Below are 23,139 nucleotides of genomic sequence, written 5' to 3'. Positions count from 1 at the left end.
CGGTTCTACCGGCGTCTCAGACTCCGGCTTCCCGGCCGGCCGGATCGACGTCCGGCTGGAGGACCGCGTGCACGCGGGCGCGCAGCGCCGGGACGGTCTCCTCGACGAACCATGGGTTGCGGGTCTGCCAGCGGAAGTTCAGTGGTGAGGGGTGGACGAGGGGCATGCGGTCGGGGAGGTAGTCGCGGAACGCCCGGACTGTGTCGGTGAGGTTCGCTCCGGCGGATTCGGGCAGGTAGTGCTTCTGGGCGTGCCGGCCTATCAGGACGGTGAGCCGGACGTGCGGAAGCTCCGCGAGGAGCCGTGGATGCCAGCGTGGTGCGACCTCGGGTCGGGGCGGCAGGTCGCCGTGGGCTCCCTTGCCCGGGTAGTAGAAGTCCATCGGCAAGATCGCGAACAACATCGGGTCGTAGAACTGGTCGTCGGTCACCCCGAGCCAGCCCCGCAGCGTCACGCCGCTCGGGTCGTTCCAGGGGATCCCGCTGCGCTGCGCGCGTGTTCCCGGGGCCTGCCCGATGAGGACGATCCGGGCGGCCGGGTGCGCGGTGTAGATCGGCTGCAGGCCCGCGGCGGTCGCGTCCCGGTTGGCCGGGTCGGCGATGATCTGCTCGCGGATCCGCAGCAGCGCGGGACTCGTCCCCGTCGCCGATCCGTCCATGGTGGCGATGGTCAGGTCAGCTGGGACGACGGTCGCGGCGCGACGTCACGGCGTCGCGGCAGCACCCAGTCCGGCCGAAGGAAGTGGCAGGTGTAGCCGTGGGGGTAGCGCAGCAGGTAGTCCTGGTGTTCGGGCTCGGCCTCCCAGAACGCGCCGGCCGGCGTGACCTCCGTGACGACCTTGCCCGGCCACCGCCCGGAGGTGTCGACATCAGCGATCGTCTCCTCGGCGACCCGGCGCTGTTCGTCGTCGAGGTAGAAGATCGCCGACCGGTAGGACGGGCCGACGTCGTTGCCCTGCCGGTTCGGGGTGCTGGGGTCGTGGATCTGGAAGAAGAACTCCAGCAGGTCGCGGTAGGTGGTGGCGGACGGGTCGTAGGTGATCTCGATGGCCTCGGCGTGCGAGCCGTGGTTGCGGTAGGTGGCGTTGGGGGTGTCGCCGCCGGTGTATCCCACGCGGGTGGCCAACACGCCGGGGCGGGAGCGTATGAGGTCCTGCATCCCCCAGAAGCAACCCCCGGCGAGAACTGCCCGCTGCTGCTCGATCATCATTCGATTCCTTTCGTCTCGTACTGGGACCCCGGGCCGGTCATCCCGAGAATCCGAACCGCTCGACCTTGATCCGTTCAGCGGGCACACCCGCGGTCGCGGCCAGCTGGGTGGCGGCATCACAGAAGGCAGTGGACCCGCAGACGTAGACATCACGGTCCCCGTCCAGGGCTGCCGCGAGGTCCCGGGCCATGAGACGACCCGGTGGACGATCATGTCCGTCGGGGACGGCGCGCGTGAAGACGATCGAGGCGTCCGGTCCCTGAATCTCGGCGGAGTAGTACAGCTCCTCAGGGCTACGCACCGAGACGAGAAGGCGGAAGAGGTCCGGCCGGCCGAGTCTGCGGGCGTGGCGCAGCATCGACATCAGTGGTACGACCCCGGAACCGCCCGCCACTCCGAGCGCGGGCTGAAGATTCCAGACGAAGTGGCCGCCGATCGGGCCCCGCACATCGAGCGTGTCGCCCACCTCGACGGCCTCGTGGAGGAAGCGCGACACCTCGCCGCCCGGCAGGATCTCGACAGTGAGATCGACCTCCGCCGAGTCCGACGGTGCGCTGGCGATCGAATAGGACCGCTGCGCCCGGTACCCGTCGGGGGCGGTCAGGCGCACGATGAAGTGTTGGCCCGCCCAGAACGAGCGCGGTTGGGGCAGTGTGAGGGTGAAGGTCTTCGCCGTAGGGGTCTCCTGGCGGATGCCGGTAACCCTGCCGGACTGCCACGGTCCGGGGTGGGGCGGCTCTCCGGAGACTGCGGTCATCGATCCCCCTGGTAGCGCTGCTCGAGACACGGATCCCCCCTGTCGTGGTAGCCGCGCTGCTCCCAGAAGCCCCGCCGGTCCTCGGCGAGCAATGTCAGGCCCGACACCCACTTCGCGCTCTTCCAGAAGTACAGGTGGGGCACGAGCAGCCGGACCGGGCCGCCGTGGATGCTGGCCAACGGGGCGCCGTCGACGTCCCACACGACCCAGGCCTTGCCGCCGGTGAGGTCCTCGAGCGGGAAGTTGGTGGTGTAGCCGGTGTGGGATCTTGCCAACGCGAACGCTGCGTCGTCACCGACTCCCGCGACGTCGAGGAGAGTGTCGACGGATACGCCGTCGAACCGCATGCCGAACTTCGACCATGTGGTCACACAGTGGATGGCGCCCTCGTACCGAGAGACCGGCAACGCGTGGATCTCATCCCAGCTCCAACGAACCGGCTTGTCGACGAGCCCGTCGATCTCGAAGCTCCACCCGGCAGTGTCGACGCTAGGAGTCGGCTCGACGTGTAAGACCGGCCAGTTCGTGCCGGCGTCGTACTGGCCGGGAGGCAACCGCGAGTCGCGCGCGCCGCGGCTGCGACCGGTAAATCCCCTCGTCAACGCCATCTGGTAATCCCTCTCGGTCGCCGTCGCCGGCACTCGGAGGGCAGGCCTCGGCGTCCGGCGGAAGGCCGGCTGCGGCCTGGACAGACCCAATATGGCCGTCGCGATACTGGACTGTCAAGTCTGACTATGTGGTGGCGGCCGGCCCTGAACGGCGTCAGCTCGCTGCCCCGGACGCGCGGTCGCTGCGCGCCCGCCGGGCCTCGATGCTGTCGAGCGAGAGGTCCACAGCCACCGCTATCGGGATGCGTGCTGCGCGCCACCTGGCGGAAGCGGAGAACCGCCCTGATCAGCGAGCATGTGGCCAGCGGCGAGCACACCCGAGTCGGGACTCCCGAGCGGAACGCGGCCTCGATCAGGATCCGGCCCGGCCCCGACCCGTGTGCGAGCTCGGGACAGCGCGTTGCAGCGCAGCGTGAATCGGGGACGACGTAAGATGGAACCGATAGTCCATAATCTGTGGAGTAGGAGTGGCCGTGCAGGCTCGGATGCGGCGATCCCCGGAAGGTGATGAGTCGAGGGCGGGGGCTCCGCGTCGACGTGAGGTGCTGCGGGCTCGCCACCCGGATCCTTGCCCGGTTCGCAGGAGCGGTCACGGCGGCGGATGAGGTGCATGGCGAGGGTGGCACGTTCGCGGTGGTGCAGAACGGCATGGGACGGCACCGCCGGACAAGGCTCTGCGGGGGGAATTCGTCGAGGCCCCCAACGTCCCCGGTCCGGGGCTGCGTCCGCGGCGGCCTCCGCCGCTCCCCATCAACGTGCGGAGACGAACGAACGGTCGCCCCTAGGTATACGGGAGCACGGGGGTCCGCGTTATCGGCAATCTGGCAACTGAGCATCTGTTCCGGCGCCGGCCGAATGGGGAATCCTTGATGTCTACCTCGTCGGCTCAACTGAGTCGAGCCGAGTTGGCGCAAGGCATATAAAATGATCGTCAGTCTGTCGAAGGATCGCACTCGTGCGTCGTACTCGATGTATCGCCCGGCCTGCTGGACGCCGTCCTTGAGATACCGCCATTGTCGGTTCCGTATCCGCGGTCACCGCACCCAAGAAAAAGAGAGGGCATCATGCGCAAGATCGTGATCGTCGGCGGTGGCTACGCTGGCTTCTACACCGCGTGGAAACTCGAGAAGAAGCTGCGTCGGGGCGAGGCCGAAGTGACGGTGGTCGACCCGCGGCCCTACATGACCTACCAGCCGTTCTTGCCCGAGGTGGTGGCCGGGTCGATCGAGGCCCGGCACGCCGCGGTGTCGCTGCGTCGCCATCTGCACCGCACGCGCGTCATCGCTGGGATGGTCAGCGCGATCGACCACAAGCACCGCGTGGTCACGGTCCGGCCCGCCGACGGCGACACCTTCGAACTGGGCTACGACCTCATCGTGGTCACCGCGGGCGCGGTCACCCGCAAGTTCCCGGTGCCCGGTATCGCCGAGCAGGCGATCGGTCTCAAGCACGTGGAGGAGGCGGTCGCAATCCGCGACCGGCTGCTGACGTCTTTCGACCGGGCGGCCACGCTACCCCCTGGCCCGCAGCGGCAGAAGCTGCTCACCGTCACTTTCGTAGGCGGCGGCTTCGCCGGCATCGAGGGCTTCGCCGAGCTGCTGTCGCTGGCGACCGCGTTGCTGCAGCGCTACCCCGAACTGCACCGCGACGAGCTGCGGTTCCACCTCATCGAGGCGTCAGGCCGGATCCTGCCCGAGGTCACCGAGCGGTCTGGCCGCTGGGTCGTGCGCTTCCTGCAACAGCGAGGTGGGCGGGTGCACCTGGACACGCAGGTCAAGTCGGCGACCAGTGGGCACGTGGTGCTCTCCACCGGCGAGGAGTTCGAATCGGAGCTCATCGTGTGGACGGCGGGCAACGCGTCGAACCCGGTCGTGAGCATGCGCACCGACCTACCGGTGGACGAGCGCGGTTTCCTCGTCACCCGGCCAGACCTGCGGGTCGGCACCGACACCGAACCGGCACCCGACGCTTGGGCCGCCGGGGACGACGCGGGGATCGAGGACCTCACCTCCCCGACCCCGGGCACCCGAACGGTGCCGAACGCCCAACACGCCGTCCGCCAGGGCAAGCTGCTCGCCCGCAACATCGCCGCGACCTTGCACGGCGGAAAGCCGAAGAACTACCGGCACCACAGCCTCGGCACTATTGCGTCGCTCGGCATCGGTCACGGCATCTTCCAGTACCGGCGAATCGTGATCACAGGGCCGCTCGCCTGGCTGATGCACCGCGGCTACCACGTGCTGGCTGTGCCCAGCTGGGAACGCAAGGTCCGCGTGCTCGTGATCTGGCTGACCGCCGCGTTGTTCGGCCGCGACATCCTCTCGCTGGCGTCGGTGCAACACCCGCGCGACGCCTTCATCAATGGCGGCGAACCCGCCGTGCCGACCGAACAGAACCCCTCATGACCGAACACCACGGCATGGCCATGGAACCTGCTGCACGTCGCGCGAATGCTCAAGGACGAGGTCGGAATCCCAGCGCACGGGAACCAACAGTCGCTTCGGCTTGGGGCCACTTCGAGCCCAACCCGGAGGACCAGCACACCCTCAGCCTGCGGTCGATAACACCGGGCAGGGTCGGTACGCCGGCGTCGCGTGTGCACTGGGTGCTCAGGGGGATCCCGATAATTCGGACCAACGCGTCACTGATCGGGTCGTCGTTACTCGGGCAGAGCGCGGGCGATTCGCTCACAATTATCGCCACGTGTCATCAGCGCCCGCCCGCTCGTCGCAGATGTCCCTGGGTCATGCGGCGTGGTCGGTGTCGACTTCGATCATTCCGATGTAGATCCAGTGCTCCTTGACCAAGCCGTGGCTTGTGGTCGGCCCGACAAACACCTTGCGGAAGACCTTCCCGCGCATCTCCACCAGCTCGGTCTTGACCTCTCGTGGCGCGCGGGGCCCGGTGGTGTTGGCCATCAGGTAGCGCTGCCCGCGCGAGCGACGACCCCGGACATCTGGTTGTCCACGCCGTTCCGCATGGTCCTGGCGGCCAATGCGACCGGGCCACCGCAGATCCAGGCGGACCTCAACGTGCTCATGCCGCCCTTCGGGAGCGCGTGTACACGGGCTTGCGCGGCGCGACAGCACGCACATCCACCGTGCTCGAGAACGACGCGGGGTAGGCCTCGACGAGCATCGACCGGATCGCTGCCGACGACGGTCGCGCCGCAGGATCCTTGACCAGCAGCTGCTCCACGAGTGGCCGAAGACGACCGGCTCGCGAGGCCGGGGGCAGCGGATCGTGGAGCACCGCGGTGAGCGTCGGGACGAGGCCTTCGTGCAGGAAGGGAGGCCGGCCTTGGACGGCGGCGAAGAGCACGGTCCCGAGAGACCAGAGGTCGGAGGCGGGGCGCGGCGGCCCGCCGAGGACGAGCTCCGGGGCGGTGTACGCCGGAGAGCCGACGACGTCGCCGGTGCGGCGGGCGGGGTGGGCCGGCTCGCCGCCACTGAGCTCGGCGATGCCGAAGTCGATCAGGACCAGCCTGCCGTTGTCCGCGATCATCAGGTTCGCCGGCTTCACGTCGCAGTGCACCACGCCGGCCTCGTGCACCGCCTCCAGTGCGGCGGACAGTTGCAGGCCGAGTGCGGCGACGACGGACGGTGGCAGCCGGTGCCGGTCTCGCAGCAGCTCGGCGAGGCTCACGCCGGGGTGGTAGTCCATCACCAGGCAGGCCGAACCGCGGTGCAGCACCAGGTCGTGCACGGCGACGACGTTGGGATCCCGTACCCGGGTGGTGAGCCGCGCCTCGGCGCCGATCGGGCTGTGTGCGCGGAACAGCTTGATCGCGACGTCCCGGTCCAGCAGTTCGTCGTGGGCACGCCACACGTCCGCCGTCGCCCCACGGCCCACTCGTTTCGCGAGCCGGTAGCGGCCTCCGAGCAGCACACCACACCGGGGAACGGGGGCGTTGTCGGCGGCGCGAGTGCCCGATGCGCCGGACGGCGGACGAGTGGGCCGGATGCGACAACGGAAAGTCATGAGACTCCTCTTGACCAGTGCCGCCGACGTCCGGGTCGATGAGGAGGTCGTGCGGACTCCACGGCTCAGGCCGAGCGATGGCCTGCGAGTCCCACCATCGCGGGTTCAGTAGGCGCTGTCTGCCCGGTCAGCAGCCAATGGCCGGTCCGGAGATCCGCCCCGTCGGAAACCCTGCTAGCCGGGAGGCCGGTCGTTTCCAGGGTGCCCAGGGAGGGAGCGGAGGGGAGGGGGCGACCACGAAGTTCTGCCCGCTCGGATAGCGGCTAGCTGCATAGTCGGGCTGGCGCGGCGGCCCTAGCCTGACGATCGTGACCCTGCGGTGCTTGCTCGTCGACGACAGCCTGGATTTCCTGTGCGCCGCGCGGACTCTGCTCGAACAGGAGGGTCTCCGGATCGTCGGCGTCGCCTCGACGGGTGCCGAGGCACTTGTCCGCGCTGCCGAACTGCGCCCCGACGTGACGCTCATCGACGTCGACCTCGGCACGACCGACGGCTTCGAGTTGGCGCGATACCTGGCCGGCCAGCCGAACCTCGACGCTGGGCACCTGATCCTGATTTCCGTGAACGCCGAGGAGGACCTCACCGACCTGATCGAGGCGAGCCCGGCCATCGGGTTCGTGTGGAAGCCGACGCTCTCCGCCGCGGGGATCACGTCGCTGGTCCGCGACATCGGAGGCGGCACACGACGGTGAGGTGACTCCTGCTCAGCTCAGGTCCACGCCCGCGCACTGCAGGGGGAACTCGGCCAGAACGGCGGTGCCGGCGCCGGGGGCGGAGTGCAGGGCGAGCCGGCCGCCGAGTGTCTCGACGCGGTCCTTGAGTCCGAGCAGGCCGGTCCCGCCGGTGAAGTGCGCGCCGCCGCGGCCGTCGTCGCGCACCTGGACCCGCAGGACGACGCCGGCCGGAGTGGTGTCGATCTCGACACCCACGGTCACGATCGACGGCTCGGCGTGCTTGGTGGCGTTCGTCAGCGCCTCTGCGACGACGTAGTAGGCCGCGATTTCGACCGGTTCCGGGAGCCGTCGGGCGGGGGCCTTGATCCGCACGGGGACGCGCGATCGGCGGGCGAGCGCGTTGAGGGCGGGGAGCAGTCCGCCTTGGGCGAGGGTCGGGGGGTGGATGCCGCGGGCGAGCTCGCGCAGCTCGGTCATGGCAGTGGCGGCTTCGGCCGCGAGAGCCTCCAGCTGTTCCGTCAGCGCGCAGGACTCGGGCGGTACGGCCGCTCGGGCGATCCGCGCGCGCATGGCTAGCGTGACAAGACGTTGCTGGGCGCCATCATGCAGGTCCCGCTCGATCTGCCGGCGGGCCTGGTCGGCGGCGGCGACGATACGCGCTCGCGAGGCGGTGAGGTCGGCGTAGAGCTGGGCGTTGTCGAGGGAGACGGCGAGCTGCGCGGCGATGAGTCTGACGGCGTCGAGCCGTTCCGTGGTGAACGCGGCGCGCATGAGGCGGTTCTCCAGCAACAGCACCGCCCGCAGCGCGCCGCGGCCGAGGATGGGCATGGCCAGCAACGAACAGGCGCCGAGGCCGGCGATGTACGGATCACGGGCGAAGCGGTCGTCGCGGGTGGCGTCGACGGCGATGAGGATCTCAGCGGTCCGCTGGACGTAGCGCACTGCCGACATCGGCAGGTCGCGTTCATGCGGGCCGCCCGCCGTGGCGGTATCCGCGAGGTGGTTCGGTGTGGGCAGCAGCCAGTCGTGGCGGTCGTCGTCCCACAACAGCAGGTGCACGCTGGTGGCGCCGGTCATTGCACTGAGTACCTCGACGACGCGGGTGTGCAGGCGTTCGATGTTGGTCTCCGAGCTGAGCGCCTGCGACGCGGCGAGGACGCCGAGCAGGTCGAGTGTGCCGGTCGTGACCGTTGAGGACAGCCGTGGATCATCGGCACGCCGGTCGCCGTCGGGCTCGCTGGTCGTGGGTGCTCCCAGCCGTGAGGTCGGGTAGGCCCAGTCCAATTGGGCGACCTTCGCCGTCGCGCCCCATGCGGCGTAGTACTGCCGCGCGCGGGCGAGCAGGTCGCGGCCGGCCTGCTCCAACCCGTGTGCGAGGTAGAAGCGGGCGGCACGTTCGGTGATGAGGGCGCGGTGCCACGGGCGCTGCCGGCCGGCGGTCTCGCGCCGGGCGGTGTCGAACGCGAGGGCGCCGGTGCGGAAGTCGCCGACCGCCCAGGCCCGCTCCGCCACCAGCAACCGCGTCAGGTGCCGGAAGTTGTCCGGCGCGTCCGCGGCGCGGGCGGCGAGCCATTGCGTCACCTCGTCCAGTTCGGACAGCAGACGGCCGCGTTCGTCACCGTGGCTGGCGCGCGCCTGCTCGGCGAGGGCCAACCCGCGCAGCAGGCGGGCCACGGCGGTGGGGTAGAGGCCCGGTACAGACGACAGCAGCGGCATCGCCGCCGCGGTGTGCTGCGACAGCAGCGGCATCGCCGCCGCGGTGTGCTGCGACAGGCCGACCGGATCGCCGAAGACCGCGGCGACGAGCGCGTGGCTGAGATGCGCGTGGAAGAGCGCCATCGGGTTGTTGGTGTACCTGTCGGTGAGGGCCACCTTAGGGGTTGTGGCGACGCTTTCGCCGCGCAGTACACCGGCCAGCCATTGGTAGCTGTCGAGCCACTGGCCGGTCTGCTCGTTGCCGGTCCGGCGCACGACGGCCAGCCCCGCCTCCATCTCGGCGACGAGGACGTCCAGTGACGGCGCGCAGTCCAGCAGGTAATGCACGGTCGGGTGGTAGGTGTAGCCGGCGTTGGCCAGGTCGCCCGCCGCGATCAGCCCTTCGCGGGCCCGCCCCGCGGCTCGGACCCCGTTCTCGATCGGCTCGAACCAGCAGCTCAGCAGAGCGAACCGCCGGCGGGCTTCGGAGGTGCCGGGCTCGTAGGCGCGGGCCTCGCCCAATGCCAGGACCCGGCGCACCGCCAGGTATCCGGCGGCGTGGTCGCCGCGCAGCGCCACCACGGCGACGGCGGCGGCGCTGGCAGGTCCGATGAGGGTAGGGCCAGGGCCGTGCTCGATCCAGATCCGCAGCGCTTCCAGGCTCAGCCAGGCGACAGTGGCGTGGCCGCCGGCGAAGTAGGCCGCCGGCTGGACCGCGTCGATCAGACGGGTCGTGGCCAGCAGTGTGGGTTCGGTGAGGTCGGGCCGAGCCAGATCATCGGCAGCATCGGTGCGGTCCAGCCACCGGTGCAGGCGGTCGAACTGGCGGTCGAGCTCGGCGGCGAGCCGGTCCGCCACCGGCACGGTGATGCCGAGCTCACGCAGCAAGTCGATGCCGAGCCCGATCGCGTCCGCAAATCGGTTCCGGTGGGTCAGGCTGCTCACCTGCACCGTCGTCGCGGCCGCACGGTCCAACGCGGTGGGACCCAGCCCTTCGATCGTGCGGTACTCCTCGTCCGCCTCATCCAGGCGCCCCAGGCCGTAGAGGGCGGCGTGGCGACCGGTGTGCACCGCGATCAGCGTGGCGGTCTCACCCGGTTCGATCAGCCGCAGCGCGGCGGCCAGCAGCGCGTTCACCAGCGCGTGGTCCCCGATCAAACCGGCCTGTTCGGCGGCGCGCCGCAGCAGCGCCACCACCCGACGTCGCTCGCCGGCATTGTCGATCGCGTCGACGACCGACAGGTACTGCTCGGCGGCGACCGCGTACAACTCCGGCACGCCGGCCAGCCGCCGGGCGGTGGCCAGCTGCAGGGTGCATCGCCGTCCCGGGTCGAGCTCGCGCAGGATCGCCTCGCGGATCCGGTCGTGGCGGAACCGCACCGCCTCGTGGGCGCCGGGCTCCATGACGAGAAGGCCTTCGGCGAGGGCAGGCGCCAGCATCGGTTCCACCTCGGCTGCGTGGGCGCCGGTTGCAGTCTGCAGCAGGCTCAGCTCGGCGCGCCCGCCCAGACAGGCCATCGCCTCCACCAGCTGCCGGGACCGCGGCGGTACGGTCTCGATGCGTGCCGCCAGCAGCTCGCCGACCTTTGACCGGCCCAGATGGGCGCGCACCGCGGCCGTGTCCCATCGCCATCCCGTGGCGGTCGCGGTGAGCACGCCGTCGCGGCGCAGGGCGTTCAGCAGCTCGACGGTCTCGTACGGGTTGCCGGACGTGTGCGGCCCGATCAGCTCGGCCAAACCCGCCGCCGCGGCCGGGGCCGCGTGCAGCATCTCAGCGACCATGGTGACGAGGCTCGGGACGGGCAGGTTGTCCAGTCGCAGGTGCCGCGCTCCGGCCTGGTCACGCCATCGGGACAGCGGCGCCGCCAGCGGATGCGCCGCGTCCCCGTCCTCGTCGCGGTAGGCGCCCACCAACAGCAGGCCCTCGACCGGTTCCTCGCCGAGCAGCATGTCGACAAAGCCGAGCGGGGTGGGGCCGGCCCACTGCAGGTCGTCGAGGAACAGCACCACCGGATGTTTCCGCGACGCGACCGCCCGCAGCGCCTGCACGCCCATCCGCTGCGCCCGGTTCTGCGCGGTCAGCGGATCCCCGGGATCGGGCGGCACGGCCAGCAGCGCGGCGAACTCCGGCACCACCGCGGTCAGTAGTCCGGCGTTCGGGCCGAGCGCGGCCAGGATCCGTGCGCGGACCTCGGTCAGCTCGGCCTCCGGCTCGGCCAGCAGCAGGCGGCCCAGCGCCCGAAACGCCTGGTGGACCCCGTTGAACTCGAGGTCGCGTCGGTACTGGTCGAACTTGCCGGCCACGAACCAGCCGCCCCGGCCGGCCACCAGTGGCCGCAGCTCGTCGACCAGCGCGGTCTTGCCCACTCCGGGTGTCCCGCCGACAAGCACCGCCCGGCACCGGCCCTCCCGCGCGTCCTCGAACGCCGCCTGCAGGGTCGCCAACTCGCCGTCGCGGCTCATCAGCCGCGGCGGCAGCAGCCGCAGCGGAACATCGTGCTCGCCGATGCGGACCGAAGCCGCCGTCGGACTCACCTGAACCTCCCGCACCCGCTCCAGGTCGTGAACCACGCCCTCGGCGGTCTGGTAGCGGTGGTCCGGTTCCTTCTCCAGCAGGTGCAGGATGATCTCCGACAGGGGCCCCGGTACCGCCGGGTTCACCTTCGCCGGCGGCGCCGCCACGCGCGCCAGGTGATCGTGCGCGAGGCGCAGCGGGTCCTCGGTACCGAACGGCGGGTCCCCCGTGGCCAGCTCGTACAGCGTCGCGCCCAGCGCGTAGAGGTCGGCCCGCTGGTCCACCGAGCGGCCGGTGCGCCCGGTCTGCTCCGGCGCCAGATAGGCCAACGTCCCCACGATCTGGGTGTGGTGGGTGAACTCCGGGCGGATCTCGGCGAACGAGGTCGCCAACGCGAAATCGACCAGACACGGGACACCGTCGGGAGAGATCACGATGTTGGCCGGGCTGATGTCGCGGTGCATCACACCCCGCCGGTGCATCCCCGCCACCGCCTGGGCCAACCCCACCGCCAGCCCGATCAGGACATCAGGCGGCAGCGGCTTGGCCAGCCCTACCAGGCTGGTGCCACCAACATCCGCCAGCACGATGGACCCCGGGTATCGGGGCGCCTCCAGCTGCGCCACCCCCGCGACATCGTGGAGCCGCTCCAGCATCGCCCGCTCGTGCCGCAGCCGGCGCTCGGCGTCCGGCCCCAGCGGCTCCTTACGGATGACCGTGCGACCAGTCAAGTACAGCCGACTCACGCGCGTGCGTTCGCTCTCGTGCAGTACCTCGGCCTGCGGATCTCGGCCCGGCAGCACCCCGCCTGCCTCCATCCGACACCTCCACGCACAGACCCCGCTCACACCGTGCCTACACCTGTTCGAGAGCGAAGGCGACCCTTCGTACGACCGCGACGCGGCTCAACCCCGCTAGCCGTTTCCGGCGCCGGCGCGCGCCCTCCGCCGGAGCTGTCGGCGCGGTGTAGCGGGCCGACCTGCGCCAATAGGTGGTCTGCCGGCCCTCGCGGCCGCCCGGCAGGATCGCCGCTCCGGTCGGTGAGAGTGAGGCTGGGGGCGGTCCAGCCGGAAGTGCTCCACGCATCCGGAGCAGGCCCAGGTCGTCGGGGGACAGGTCCGACGGGCGCTCCTGACCAGCCCGCCGTTGATCAGGACGTGCACGCTGTGTTCGTCAGCCCAGACGTGTGCACGTTGTCGGCCGCGTTGGGCCCCAGTCGGATCCGCTGCACGGCGGAAAGGCCGGTGAGCTGCCTGCCCGGGGCGATCACCGTGTCGAGCTCGACCGCGCCGGCAATGTGTGGCAGCACGGTGCCGGTAGCGCCATCCAAACTGCCCGCGGCCGCGGCTTCGAGGGCAGCGCCTGTGCTCTGCAGCGTGGCAGCGGCCGTCAGGGACTGCGGAGGCGCCGAGTCCGGACCCTTCGGCGCCGCAGAACAGGCCAGCGATTGTGATCAGTCGCGGCCTCCGCGTGTACCGGGTTCACAGTCGGGGCACAGCGGCGACGTGCAGCCGGTGCATGGCGGGACGTCGAGGGGTTGGACGCGGAAGTGGTCGGCGGGGTCGACGTTGATCGGCACCATGCGGTCGTCGAGCGACACGCGGACGCAGCTGGTCGTGGCGGTGAGGACGCCGCCCTCGATGTACCGCTGCAGCTGGGGGTCGAACACCTGGACCCTCTGGTCAGGCTGGTAGCGGCTCATGCCGCGGCGCTCCGTTCGCGTGGGCGGGGCTTGTAGCCGCGGAGTTCGCTCTCGTCAGCCGTCTGCCCTGAGCAAAGGGGCGCCCGTCCCAGGTGATGACGCCGACCTGAGCGAGCGGCTCAACAGCCTCGCCGGCGTTCCTGTCGGGGCGGACGACGAGGGATCCGCGGGCCTTGCCCCGCTCGATCCCGGGCAACGGCTCCTCGCCCCGGGCTGGCGCCACGACAGCGGCGTTGACGGTGGACACCTTGACGCGCTCGATGCGGGCGAGTAGCTGAGGCGCGCGCTCGACCAGCACGGGGATGACCTGCTCGTTCGTCCGACGATGTCGTCGACGTACTCGCCGTTGTCGGGGTCGCAGGCTCCCGATCGTCACCTGAACGTTGGACCCGGTAGGGACGCTGGCAACCTGCTCGTCGGAGACGCCGCTGATGGTCGTCCAGCTCATGCCGCGCCGCCTGCCTGGGCGCGGATCTGCGCGGCGGCGTACCGGAGCTCCGCCACAACCTCCCGGTCACCGGCGTTGTCCGACCAGTCGTAGAGGTCCTCGGCCTCCCGGAACCCGAGCGCCTTCATCGCGGTGGCCATCACGAGATGCGGGTGGTCGGGCTCGGAGACACCGGTCTCGGGGTCGTAGTCGCTGACCCCGACGAACGACTTCTCAGCGTCGATGCCCTCGCGGTAGCCGGACACGGCAGCGAGCGCGCCCGCCGTGCAGCAGGGCATCCCGGGCTCATACGGCTGGAACAGGGCCCCCGTCCAGTAGTCGCCGACCTCCAGGCCATCGGTCTCGATGAGTGTGGCGGCCTGGTCGATGAGATCAGCGACGTGTGCGGGTGACAGATCCCCGATGATCGATGTGTCGGGCGGTATCGTTGCCATTACGGGTTCCACTCAGGTCTCGGGTCAGTCGGCGCGGATTTGGGTCGCGTCGCGGGCAGGCGGCGGAGCCCTTTTTGCCACTCAGCGGGCCGGTCGGCCGATCTGGCCGATGTCGGCGATGAGGGCGAGTGTCGTCGCCGGAGCGAGGTACGTCCGCCCGGTGAGCGGCAATTCGCTGTACCCGCGAGCAGGAACATCAATTACCTGCTAGCAGGCACGCGCATGTTCCACAGTGCTGCTCGATGTAACCGACGTTCAGGGGAACGTCCGGACGAGAACGTGACATCCCCGCACTTCGGCGAGGGGTACGGGCGGGTGGTCAGTTGTTGCCGAGGAACGTGAGGACGGCCAGCACACGCCGGTGGCTTTCACCGGCCTCGGCGATGTCCAGCTTCGTGAGGATGCTGCGGACGTGCTTCTCGATCGTCCCCTCGGCCAGCCACAGCCGGTGGGCTATGCCGGCGTTGGACAGACCCTCGGCCATGAGCGCGAGCACTTCACGCTCCCGTGGTGAAAGGTGCCGAAGGGGATCCTCGACCCGGTGAGCGGCGAGCAGCTCCTGCACGAGCGCGGGATCCACGACGGAGGCGCCCTTGATGATCCGGTCCAGTGTGGAGAGGAAGTCCTCGACGTCGCTGACGCGGTCCTTGAGCAGATATCCCATCCGCTGCCCGCCCCTGAGCAGCTCGGTGGCCTGCTCGACCTGGACGTGGCCCGACAGGACCAGGATCGCGGTGTCGGGCAGCTCCTGCCGGATCGTGCGGGCCGCGTCCAAGCCCTCGGTGGTGTGCGTGGGCGGCATCCGGATATCGACGATCACGAGGTCCGGGCGCAGCCGCAAGACGTGGGCCATCAGCTCGGTGTGCGTGCCGTAACGCCCGACGATGTCGAACCCGGCCCCCGCGAGCAGGCTGGCCAGGCCCTCACGCAGCAACACGTCGTCCTCGGCCAACACCACGCGAGCGCCGCTCTCCGCCATGTCCACGATTATTGACCGGCCAACGCCCGGGTTCCACAGATGATCGCGGTCTGCCGACACGTCGGGTGGCGTTCGGGCAGGTCATCCCTGCGGTCGCCAGGGATCTCCGGTCCACTCGCGGGCGGGTGAAAATCGTCGGCCGCGCTCGCGACGACGCCGGCCGCTCCGTGGTGCCGATGAGTTCGTTCCGAAGTCTTGCAGGCCGGATGCGGCGTGGCGGTTCACACACCACATGCGACCGGCCCAGCGCGCCCACCGCAGGTAGGACGGCTCATACAGCTGCCACTGCGCGTTGCTGAGGCCCTCAGAGTTGGCCATGTTCAACGGGATGGTGCACGGCTGCAATTTCCCTGTGTCCTGCCAGCGCATCGTTGAGCAGGAGGACCCGTCATAAGCCGCCGCCTCCGGATCGGCATCGATACCGGGGAGACGTCCCCGGACGTCGTCGTCTTCGATGAGGAGGCCCGGCGCGCTCGTCACCACCAGGGCTCCCTCTACGCCCGGTAACCCGGCCGATGGCTTTACTGGTGCGAGTGGTGCACTGCGTTCGCTGGCACCCGGTACTCGGTGGCGAGCTGGGCGGGCAGGTCGTTGCCTGCGAATCGTCCGGGTGACCGTGATCGGTCAGCGCGACAGCGACGTGGGCAGCACCGAACCGGTCGACCAGCCATCCCAACTCGGCCGCGGCGGCGTCCGAACCGTCCTGCTCCAGGGCGAGCCGGACGGGGTCCTTGCGGCCGCCGGTGAGCACCACGGCGTGCCCGGCCAGCTCGTTGACCATCTCGTCCAGGTCGTAGACCGGGCGGCCCGTCTCCTGCCCGCGCAGCTGCGCCGAGGAGAGCGACCGGGGCAAGGCGCCGGTAGCCGGGCAGGCCGCGGGCCAGGAGCAGCAGCTGGGTGCCGGCCGGGTCCGGACGCCGTTCTGCGGGCCGGGTAGGTCCAGGCCCAGCTCGGAGCTGAAGTCGGAGTGGCAGTGCGGGTTCGAACCAACGGTGGCGAGCTGAAGCTGTTCACGCTCCCGAACGCCGTCGAGGCTAGACTTGACAGTCCAGTATTGCTTCGCAATAGTCGACTGGACCAGGCCGTCGCAGGTCTCCGTACGGGCGTCGTCGTCGACTGCACCGTCGGCCCGAGAAACCGCAAATAGGAGCTCAGATGCCCTCAGCGAGGGGCTTCACCCCCCGTCGTCGCGGCATGCGCGACTCACGACTGCCTCCCGTGCGCAACGACGCAAGTATGGACTACTAGGTCCAAATATGCGTGGCGGTCACGCCGGCGAGGTCGTGTGCCGGCTACACCATCGACCTCGCCCTCCAGGGTCTCGCTGGGCTGAAGGCCTGGGCCGCGTGTGGAGGCCGAGGCGGATCTCGCCGGCCAGCGGGCGGCTCGGCTGCCCGAGGGCCGGCGGCAAGAAGTTGCTTCTCCCGGGCGCGCACTTCCGAAGAGATCCAGTGAGCCCGTGACTCGTGTGGTCGAAGTGGGGTATCGGCTGGCGGCCGACTCCAGCCTTCAGGCGAACGAACAGGGGACCGGGCATGGTCCGACGGTCGTTTTTCATGAAATGACCGACCGGGTCGTTTCGCCGTATTAACGCGTCTGGTGTGACGCATAACGAGATACCAACTCCAGGTAGGAGAACAATGGGCATCGGAATAGGAAAAGCCAAAAGTTTCTCCGCGTTAGTCGCGGCTTTGGTGGCCCTCCTGGTGGTTTCCGCGACTTTGAGCTCCGGAGCAGGGGGCGAGAGCCACGAGCATGTCTCCGTGGCGGCGCAGTCGCCGTCGCCTTATCCGCAATCTCAACCACCCGCTGGTTTTCAGTCCAAGTACGCGGAAGTAAATGGCTTTCGTATGCACTACGTGCAGGGCGGCCAAGGTTCGCCTGTGGTACTGATCCACGGGTTCCCCCAGTCGTGGACCGAGTGGCGGCAGCAGATGGGCCCGCTCTCCAAGACCCACACAGTGATCGCCGTCGACATGCGTGGCACTGGCGACTCCCAGGTCACTGAGGGTGGTTACCAGGCAGTGCAGTTGGCCAAGGATGTGCATCAGCTGCTGAAGCAGCTGGGGCTCAACAACGGCATCCAGATAGTCGCCCACGATATTGGTGTGTGGGTCGCCTACGACTACGCGGCGCAATGGCCGTCGGAAGTGCGGCGCATGGCTGCATTTGAAGCTCCCATCCCGGATGACAGCGTCTACAGCTCCCCCGTTCTCAACGCCGACCCCAACAAGCCCGCGCCGTGGCACTGGGGTCTGTTCCAGCTGCCTCTCGCCGAACATCTCATCGCCGGTCACGAGCGCGTCCTCGTCGAGGATATGATCACTGAGTACCTGGCGGGCAACAAGTCGCCGTTCACTGCGTCGGACTACGACTTCTACGCCCACCTCCTGAAGGAGCCCGGCCGCACGACAGCCTGGATGAATGTCTACCGTCAGCTCCGCGCGAACATTCAGCAGAACAAGGAGTTCTTGGCTCAGGGCAAATTGAGGATGCCCATCCTTGCGGTCGGTGGCGAAGATTCCTTCGGTGAAATAATCGCCAACCAATGGCGTGACTACGCCGTGAACGTCCAGGGACGAGTACTGAAGAATTCGGGACACTTCGTGACGGAGGAAAAGCCACACGAAGTGACGGCCATGTTGCAGGTCTTCCTGCAGAAGTAGTTTTCACCGTCAAGGGATGAACCACGACGACCCCTGCAAACGGCGGAACCAATGACACGGGACGGGTCTGTTTCGGACGGTGCTCAGCGAGGAGAACACCATGACCGAAACCGAAAAGGGGACGCCGACGCACCGTGCAACGCGGGTGCGCATGGTCGCGGCATCGTCGTGCGCCGCGGCCGTCCCGACCCAGACTGCGGCCGCCCGCGCTGCCGCCATTGCTTCGGAGCCCGGCAGCAGGCGGGGCTCTGGACATCCGGCGGTGCCGTCGCGCTCGGCGCGTTCGTCGTCGTCATGAGGCGTACGCACCCCGCAGTGGCGGTGCAGGCCGGGACCGCGCGCGCGGCATTCTCCGCATCGATTGATCAGACCACTGCCCCGAAGCCTGGACCCCCCCGCCCGGCGAACTGCTGGCCGGCTACGTGATGCGACTCGCCCACAGCCTCGACGTCGTCCGCGCCGGCACACGCATCCCTGTACTGGACTGGCTCTTGCCCGCGGCAGCCCGCTACTGCCCCGACTGCCTCACCGGAGACGGGACCCGGTGCAGACGGACCACGGCGGCGTGAAAGGCCGACTCGAGACTGCCCGCCGTCTTCGCCTGACCGCACCACCACCCCTTCCTCGAACACCTCTGCCCAGAATGCCAGCGACCGATCACCAACCGCTTCGGACACCTGATTACCGGCTCTTCGCAGTCAAGGGTGTGAGGCTCGCGGTGCAATCCGTCCTTCAATCGCTTCGCGAAGTCGACGGGACTCGCAGCGCTCTCGAGGACCGACTCCGAACAATCGCCACGAGATCAGAAACACTGCTCCGAGCAGGCACCGACATCGCGGACTCACTCTCCGCGTGAATCAAGATGGACCTTGATCAGGCCGATGATGTGGCCGAAGTTGAGATTTGATGCCAGCGCCGTCAGGTCTCCCTTTGCAAGCTTCGCCACGGCCACCTGTGTAGCTCCGAGGGCGTGCGTGTAGGGGCCGACCCCGAGGCTGACCCGGCGGACACCGATCGTCTGGAGTTCTGCGAGGGTAGCCGTATCCTGCGGGCTGCCGAGGACGTTGACCGGCTTGGGGGCGACAGCCCTGATGACTGCGCTGATGGAGGCCATGTCCGGCAGGTTCGGTGCGTAGAGGACGTCGGCTCCTGCCTCCGCGAAGGCCGAGAGGCGGCGGATGGTGTCATCGACGTCGGAAATCCCCCACAAGAAGTTGTCCGTACGGCCGGTCAGAACGATCCGTCCGTGCGCTGCTGCGGCGGCCGCCTCGATGCGGCGGACCGCGTCATCGAAGTCACGAATCGGGTTGGAGGGGTCACCAGTGGTGTCCTCGACTCCGATGCCGGCGAGACCGCGGGCAATGGCAGCGTCGACAGTGGCCCGGACATCTTCGGGAGTCTCGCCGTAGCCGTCTTCAAAGTCGCCGTTGATCGGCAGTCCACTCACGGACGTGAGTAGGGCGGCATGGTCGAGGTGCGTGTCCCGGCTGACGGCGTGGATGCCGTCGATCCGGCCCAGTGTCGCGGCGAGAGCCGCTGAAGAGGTCGCGATGGACTTGAACCCGGCCTCCTTGAAGAGCAGGGCCGTCGGGCCGTCCCATGCGTTGGGCATGATGAACGTGTCGGGGCCACGGTGGAGTTCGGCGAACTGTTCGTAGCGTGCCTGGGCTGCAATGTCAGACATCGCGTAGCTGTCCCTTCTAAGATGTGCAAGATTCTTGGTCGACGACGGAGAATCGGAAGATCTTCAGTTTTCGCCGCAGTGTCATCATGTCAGCTTCAGGCTCGTGTCTCGACCCGCGTCTGAAATTCCCTCGCGGGCGGGCAGATCAACAGCATGGGATGACGGTGAGGCTCGTCAGGATCACTCAACGTGCTGGGCTGTTCCCGATTGCGTCGATGTGCGGGTTGCGTGCAGCGATGACAGTGAACAGAGCAGCGAGGAGGGCGAGTCCGCCGTATCCGAGAGCGATCTGCGGTAGCGAGAAGGTGTTGGAGAGTTGGCCGGCGATGAGGGCGGGGATCGTCGCACCGCTGTAGCTGAGGAGGTAGATGACGCTGAAGGTCGGTGCCCGGTCGGCCAGGGTGCTGCCGTGCAGCAGGGCGCGGGTGGCGGCGCTGATGGCGATGCCTTGAGAGGCGCCCGCGACGATGGTCGCGACGATGAACAACACCAGGGTGCCAGTGGCGATCGCTGTGACGATGCCGATCATTCCGGCCAGGAAGCCGATCATGCCGACACGCTGGGCGGTCGCGGGTGTGAAGCGGCCGGCGAGGGGAGCGCCGAGAACGCTCGGACCCATGTAGGCGGCGAACACCAGTCCGACACCGAGCGGGCTGCGAGTGTGGAGCTGATCTTCGACCAGCGCGGGCACGAACGCTTGATAGAACGCACCGGCCGCCCAGGTCGCTAGGAGAACCGCGGCCGTGACCGGGAGCAGACTCCTGATCCGGGCCGGCACGGAGACCCGGGGGCGCAGCGATCGCCACGCCCCCGGCATCCAGGTCACGGTTTCCGGACTGACGGCGATCAGTGCCACGGACACCAGGAGGAGGACGATGACGACCAGGAAGATGAGGTCGCGCGGCCAGGGGCCGAACTGGACCAGGGCGCCGGAGGCGATGGCGCCGACGGCCAGGCCGAGCATGACTGTCTGGCTGGACGCGACGGAGGCCAGCCAGGCCGGCCGAGCCGGTGCGGCGTCCACGATGTAGGAGGTGAGGCTGCTGCTCGCCAGGCCGGCGCCCAGGCCCATCAGGAGCCGTCCGGCGATCAGGATGCCGATCTCGTGCACGTTCAGTAGCAGCACGCAGCCCGCAAGGAGCAGGATGAGGCTGGCGATCGAGGTGGGCCGTCTGCCCAGATGATTGGACAGTCGCCCCAGCACCAGCAGTGTGGCGAGAGTGGCGACGGAGTAGGCGACGACGGTCATCGAGATGCCGGCGTTGGTGAACCCGTCCTCGGCCCGATAGATGTTGAACAGCGGAATCGTCGAGCCCACCGCGGCAAACGCGGCCACCAGGGAGACCACCGCAGATATGAAGGCCAGCCGGAGCGTTCTGCCCCGGCTGGCCATGTTGGTCACTGGTGCCATGCTGTGCATCGACCTGCGCCTTTCACGTGTCAAGGACCCTTCTGGGCTTTTGTGTGACGCCTTCCCGAGTGCGCCCCCTGCCTTGCTCCGGTCTCCTCATTCCCTCCGGGCGAGGGTCACGAATCGTGCCGCCACCGCGGCGAGCACGGCGGAGGCAAGGACGATGAAGCCCGCCGTGAGGAACACCGTCTGCAAGGTTGTCGACGAAACAAGGATCGCGCCGAGGCCAGACCCTGCCGCCAGGGCTATCTGAAGGTTCGTCACATTCACTGCCGACGCGGCCTCCGGGGTTTCCGGGGCCGCATCGAGTATCCAGACCAGCGTTCCCGGGTTCACGATTCCCCGGAACAGACCCACAGCACGAGCAACAGGCCAGCCAGCCAGGGCAGGGTTGGATCCCTTTTATTGGTCTCGGCCGGAAGCGCAGGTGCACAGTGCTGGCCGTGCCGAGGCCACGGGGACCTTGCGTGTGGATCACCTGTGGCTGCCCCGCTCCGGCCATACCTGATCAACGAAGTCCGGGCATGTCTCAGACGGGCGATGCAACGCCCGTTGAGCGCGCCGCCGCCGCGTCCGATGGACTGGACTGTCAAGTCCATCTGACGATGGTCCGGGAGCCGAAGTCGATCATTCCTGAAGCGACCGACCCGGTGGAGACCTTATGGAGCGGAAGTGCTCGAGTCGTGAGCCTTCTCCCGGGCTAGCCGCACGGAACCATCTCTGATGACGGCCGTCGTTACCTCGAACTGATCAGCACCGGGCCGTACGGGGCAGGCCCTGGCCGCAGGAGCGCTTGCTGTCGAATGCGCGGCGACACCCCGCTTCCTCAATAACTGGACCGGAAGACCGGATGCTGACGGATATGATGCGTACTGTCAAGTCCAGTTACCGAGTGCGGATGCTGGTCTCGAAGATCCTGGCTTGCGTGGCCATCTTGCGGCCCCCACGCCGTCTGTGGCCAGCACGCTCCCGGACGTCACGCCCCCGGGCGGCGTCACGGCCAGACTTGACAGTCCAGTAGACCTCGCCAATAGTCGGCTGGACCAGGCCGTCGCAGGCGTCCGCACGGGCATCGCGTCGACTGTTCGTCGGCGCGCAGAGATCTCAAAGCTGAGGTCAGCTGCCCACAGCGGGGCATTCGCTGGCCGTCGTCGCGGCGTGTGCGACTCAACGGGCGATCGCGAAGGACTGGACTATCGTGTCTGATAAAGCCTGCCATGGCATCAGAGTGTGGCGGCGAGGACTGGATGCAAGGGGAGGTGCCGGATGAAGGCGGTTGTGGTGACGGATCAGGCCGTGGGAACGGCCGGGATGACGCTGGTGGAGCGGCCGGAGCCGAACGCAGCGGGGAACGACGTCGTCGTTGAGGTTCATGCGTCGGGATTCACGCCGGGTGAGCTGACGTGGCCCGGGACCTGGACGGATCGCCTCGGCCGCGACCGGACACCGTCGATCCCTGGGCACGAGCTGGCCGGAGTGGTCAGCGCTCTCGGCTATGGCACGACGGGGCTGTCGGTGGGTCAGCGGGTGTTCGGGCTCACGGATTGGACTCGCGACGGCACGCTGGCGGGGTATGTGGCCGTCGAGGCGCGTAACCTCGCGCCGCTGCCGGGCGACGTCGACTTCACGGTGGGCGCGAGCGTGCCGATCTCGGGTCTGACCGCGTGGCAGGGGTTGTTCGTGCACGGCCGCGTCCAGGTGGGGCAGAGCGTTCTCGTGCACGGTGCGGCCGGTGGAGTCGGTTCGATGGTGACGCAGCTCGCGCGTGAGGCGGGTGCCTACGTCATCGGCACGGGACGTGCTGCCGACCGTCAGACGGCGCTCGACTTCGGCGCGCAGGAGTTCGTCGACCTCGAGAATGACGCCCTCGAAGACGTCGGCGGAGTCGATCTGGTGTTCGATGTCATCGGCGGCGACATCGGGAAGCGGTCCGCAGGCGTGATCCGACCCGGAGGAACGCTGGTGACCATCGCCGGCCCGGCCGAGGCTCGGCCCGCGGACGGCCTGGCGATCGACTTCGTCGTCGAGGCCGATCGCGTCCAGCTGAGTGAGATCGTCCGGCGGGTGCGGGACGGACGACTGCGGACGAACATCGGCAACGTCGCGGCCCTCGACGATGCCGTCGCCGCCTTCAACGCGACCGAGCGGATCAAGGGGAAGACGATCATCCGCGTTCGTCCGTGAGGACTCGGACGGCGAGCGGGCCGACGTCGAGTTGCTGCTCGAACGCTACGCGGACGACGGCAGCGAGGAGCCGCGCCGGCCGCCGTGAATGCGCGCGGCGCTCGACGAGCCCGAGCGCCTGGCGCTGCTGCACATGTGCCCGATCCTTCGTCAGCCGGCCTGCGGTTGGCGGCCGAGGAGGCGGTCGCACAG

18 protein-coding genes are annotated in these 23,139 nt (G+C 68.8%); 4 read left to right on the top strand and 14 right to left on the bottom strand.

Annotated features, from left to right (window positions below):
* Positions 1-16: 16 nt before the first annotated feature.
* From AC5L35_RS36400 to AC5L35_RS36385, 4 genes are read right to left on the bottom strand one after another with little or no spacing between them, the layout of a single operon-like run.
* Complete coding sequence (locus tag AC5L35_RS36400) at positions 17-658, bottom strand: uracil-DNA glycosylase family protein (RefSeq protein WP_495064310.1); 642 nt, start codon at positions 656-658, stop codon at positions 17-19.
* A gap of 11 nt (positions 659-669) precedes the next feature.
* The gene (gene msrA / locus AC5L35_RS36395) at positions 670-1,209 is read right to left on the bottom strand and encodes a peptide-methionine (S)-S-oxide reductase MsrA (protein ID WP_495064309.1); all 540 of its coding nucleotides are present in this window, start codon (positions 1,207-1,209) and stop codon (positions 670-672) included.
* A gap of 37 nt (positions 1,210-1,246) precedes the next feature.
* On the bottom strand, positions 1,247-1,966 hold the full coding sequence (locus AC5L35_RS36390; protein ID WP_495064308.1) for a ferredoxin reductase: 720 nt from the start codon (positions 1,964-1,966) through the stop codon (positions 1,247-1,249).
* Positions 1,963-2,574 (bottom strand): molybdopterin-dependent oxidoreductase, encoded by a 612-nt coding sequence (locus AC5L35_RS36385; RefSeq protein WP_495064307.1) that lies wholly within the window; start codon positions 2,572-2,574, stop codon positions 1,963-1,965. Before AC5L35_RS36385 ends, AC5L35_RS36390 begins: the two co-directional genes overlap by 4 nt.
* A 1,013-nt stretch (positions 2,575-3,587) precedes the next feature.
* Here AC5L35_RS36385 and AC5L35_RS36380 point away from each other — a divergent pair.
* Positions 3,588-4,979, top strand: a complete 1,392-nt coding sequence (locus tag AC5L35_RS36380; RefSeq protein WP_495064306.1) for an NAD(P)/FAD-dependent oxidoreductase — start codon at positions 3,588-3,590, stop codon at positions 4,977-4,979.
* A gap of 339 nt (positions 4,980-5,318) precedes the next feature.
* On the opposite strand, the gene AC5L35_RS36375 is transcribed toward AC5L35_RS36380, so the two are convergent.
* Both AC5L35_RS36375 and AC5L35_RS36370 read right to left on the bottom strand, forming a co-directional pair.
* Positions 5,319-5,492 (bottom strand): hypothetical protein, encoded by a 174-nt coding sequence (locus AC5L35_RS36375; protein WP_495064305.1) that lies wholly within the window; start codon positions 5,490-5,492, stop codon positions 5,319-5,321.
* Positions 5,493-5,610: 118 nt separating this feature from the next.
* Positions 5,611-6,555 carry a serine/threonine-protein kinase gene (locus AC5L35_RS36370; RefSeq protein WP_495064304.1) on the bottom strand — a complete coding sequence of 315 codons (945 nt, stop codon included), beginning with the start codon at positions 6,553-6,555 and terminating at the stop codon, positions 5,611-5,613.
* 308 nt (positions 6,556-6,863) lie between these two features.
* Between AC5L35_RS36370 and AC5L35_RS36365 the strand changes: the two genes are divergently transcribed.
* Positions 6,864-7,247 (top strand): response regulator, encoded by a 384-nt coding sequence (locus AC5L35_RS36365; protein WP_495064303.1) that lies wholly within the window; start codon positions 6,864-6,866, stop codon positions 7,245-7,247.
* Between the two features lie 12 nt (positions 7,248-7,259).
* Here AC5L35_RS36365 and AC5L35_RS36360 read toward each other — a convergent pair whose 3' ends face one another.
* The 4 genes from AC5L35_RS36360 to AC5L35_RS36345 all read right to left on the bottom strand — a co-directional run bounded on the left by AC5L35_RS36360 (position 7,260) and on the right by AC5L35_RS36345 (position 15,002).
* On the bottom strand, positions 7,260-12,257 hold the full coding sequence (locus AC5L35_RS36360) for an AAA family ATPase (protein ID WP_495064302.1): 4,998 nt from the start codon (positions 12,255-12,257) through the stop codon (positions 7,260-7,262).
* A gap of 635 nt (positions 12,258-12,892) precedes the next feature.
* A complete protein-coding gene (locus tag AC5L35_RS36355) occupies positions 12,893-13,141 on the bottom strand; it encodes a hypothetical protein (protein WP_495064301.1) in 249 nt (82 codons plus the stop codon).
* Positions 13,142-13,585: 444 nt separating this feature from the next.
* Entirely contained in the window at positions 13,586-14,023 is a 438-nt protein-coding gene (locus tag AC5L35_RS36350; RefSeq protein ID WP_495064300.1) for a DUF6197 family protein, read from the bottom strand.
* Between the two features lie 319 nt (positions 14,024-14,342).
* Positions 14,343-15,002, bottom strand: a complete 660-nt coding sequence (locus AC5L35_RS36345) for a response regulator (RefSeq protein WP_495064299.1) — start codon at positions 15,000-15,002, stop codon at positions 14,343-14,345.
* Between the two features lie 1,763 nt (positions 15,003-16,765).
* On the opposite strand from AC5L35_RS36345, the gene AC5L35_RS36340 reads away from it, so the two are divergent.
* Complete coding sequence (locus AC5L35_RS36340; protein WP_495064298.1) at positions 16,766-17,668, top strand: alpha/beta fold hydrolase; 903 nt, start codon at positions 16,766-16,768, stop codon at positions 17,666-17,668.
* An 841-nt stretch (positions 17,669-18,509) separates the two neighbouring features.
* Here the strand turns inward: AC5L35_RS36340 and AC5L35_RS36335 are convergent.
* From AC5L35_RS36335 to AC5L35_RS36325, 3 genes are all read right to left on the bottom strand, one after another.
* Entirely contained in the window at positions 18,510-19,352 is an 843-nt protein-coding gene (locus tag AC5L35_RS36335) for an isocitrate lyase/PEP mutase family protein (protein WP_495064297.1), read from the bottom strand.
* A gap of 184 nt (positions 19,353-19,536) precedes the next feature.
* A complete protein-coding gene (locus tag AC5L35_RS36330; RefSeq protein ID WP_495064320.1) occupies positions 19,537-20,745 on the bottom strand; it encodes an MFS transporter in 1,209 nt (402 codons plus the stop codon).
* A 114-nt stretch (positions 20,746-20,859) separates the two neighbouring features.
* A complete protein-coding gene (locus AC5L35_RS36325) occupies positions 20,860-21,120 on the bottom strand; it encodes a hypothetical protein (RefSeq protein WP_495064296.1) in 261 nt (86 codons plus the stop codon).
* Between the two features lie 909 nt (positions 21,121-22,029).
* Here AC5L35_RS36325 and AC5L35_RS36320 point away from each other — a divergent pair.
* Positions 22,030-22,947: an NADP-dependent oxidoreductase gene (locus tag AC5L35_RS36320; protein ID WP_495064295.1), complete on the top strand. Its 918-nt coding sequence runs from the start codon at positions 22,030-22,032 to the stop codon at positions 22,945-22,947.
* On the opposite strand, the gene AC5L35_RS36315 is transcribed toward AC5L35_RS36320, so the two are convergent.
* Positions 22,928-23,080 (bottom strand): hypothetical protein, encoded by a 153-nt coding sequence (locus AC5L35_RS36315; RefSeq protein ID WP_495064294.1) that lies wholly within the window; start codon positions 23,078-23,080, stop codon positions 22,928-22,930. The two genes, AC5L35_RS36320 and AC5L35_RS36315, sit on opposite strands and share 20 nt — an antisense overlap.
* Between the last annotated feature and the right edge of the window lie 59 nt (positions 23,081-23,139).

This window comes from Pseudonocardia sp. OZ21, from assembly GCF_059359135.1.
This window is presented reverse-complemented; position numbering and strand designations above follow the sequence as displayed.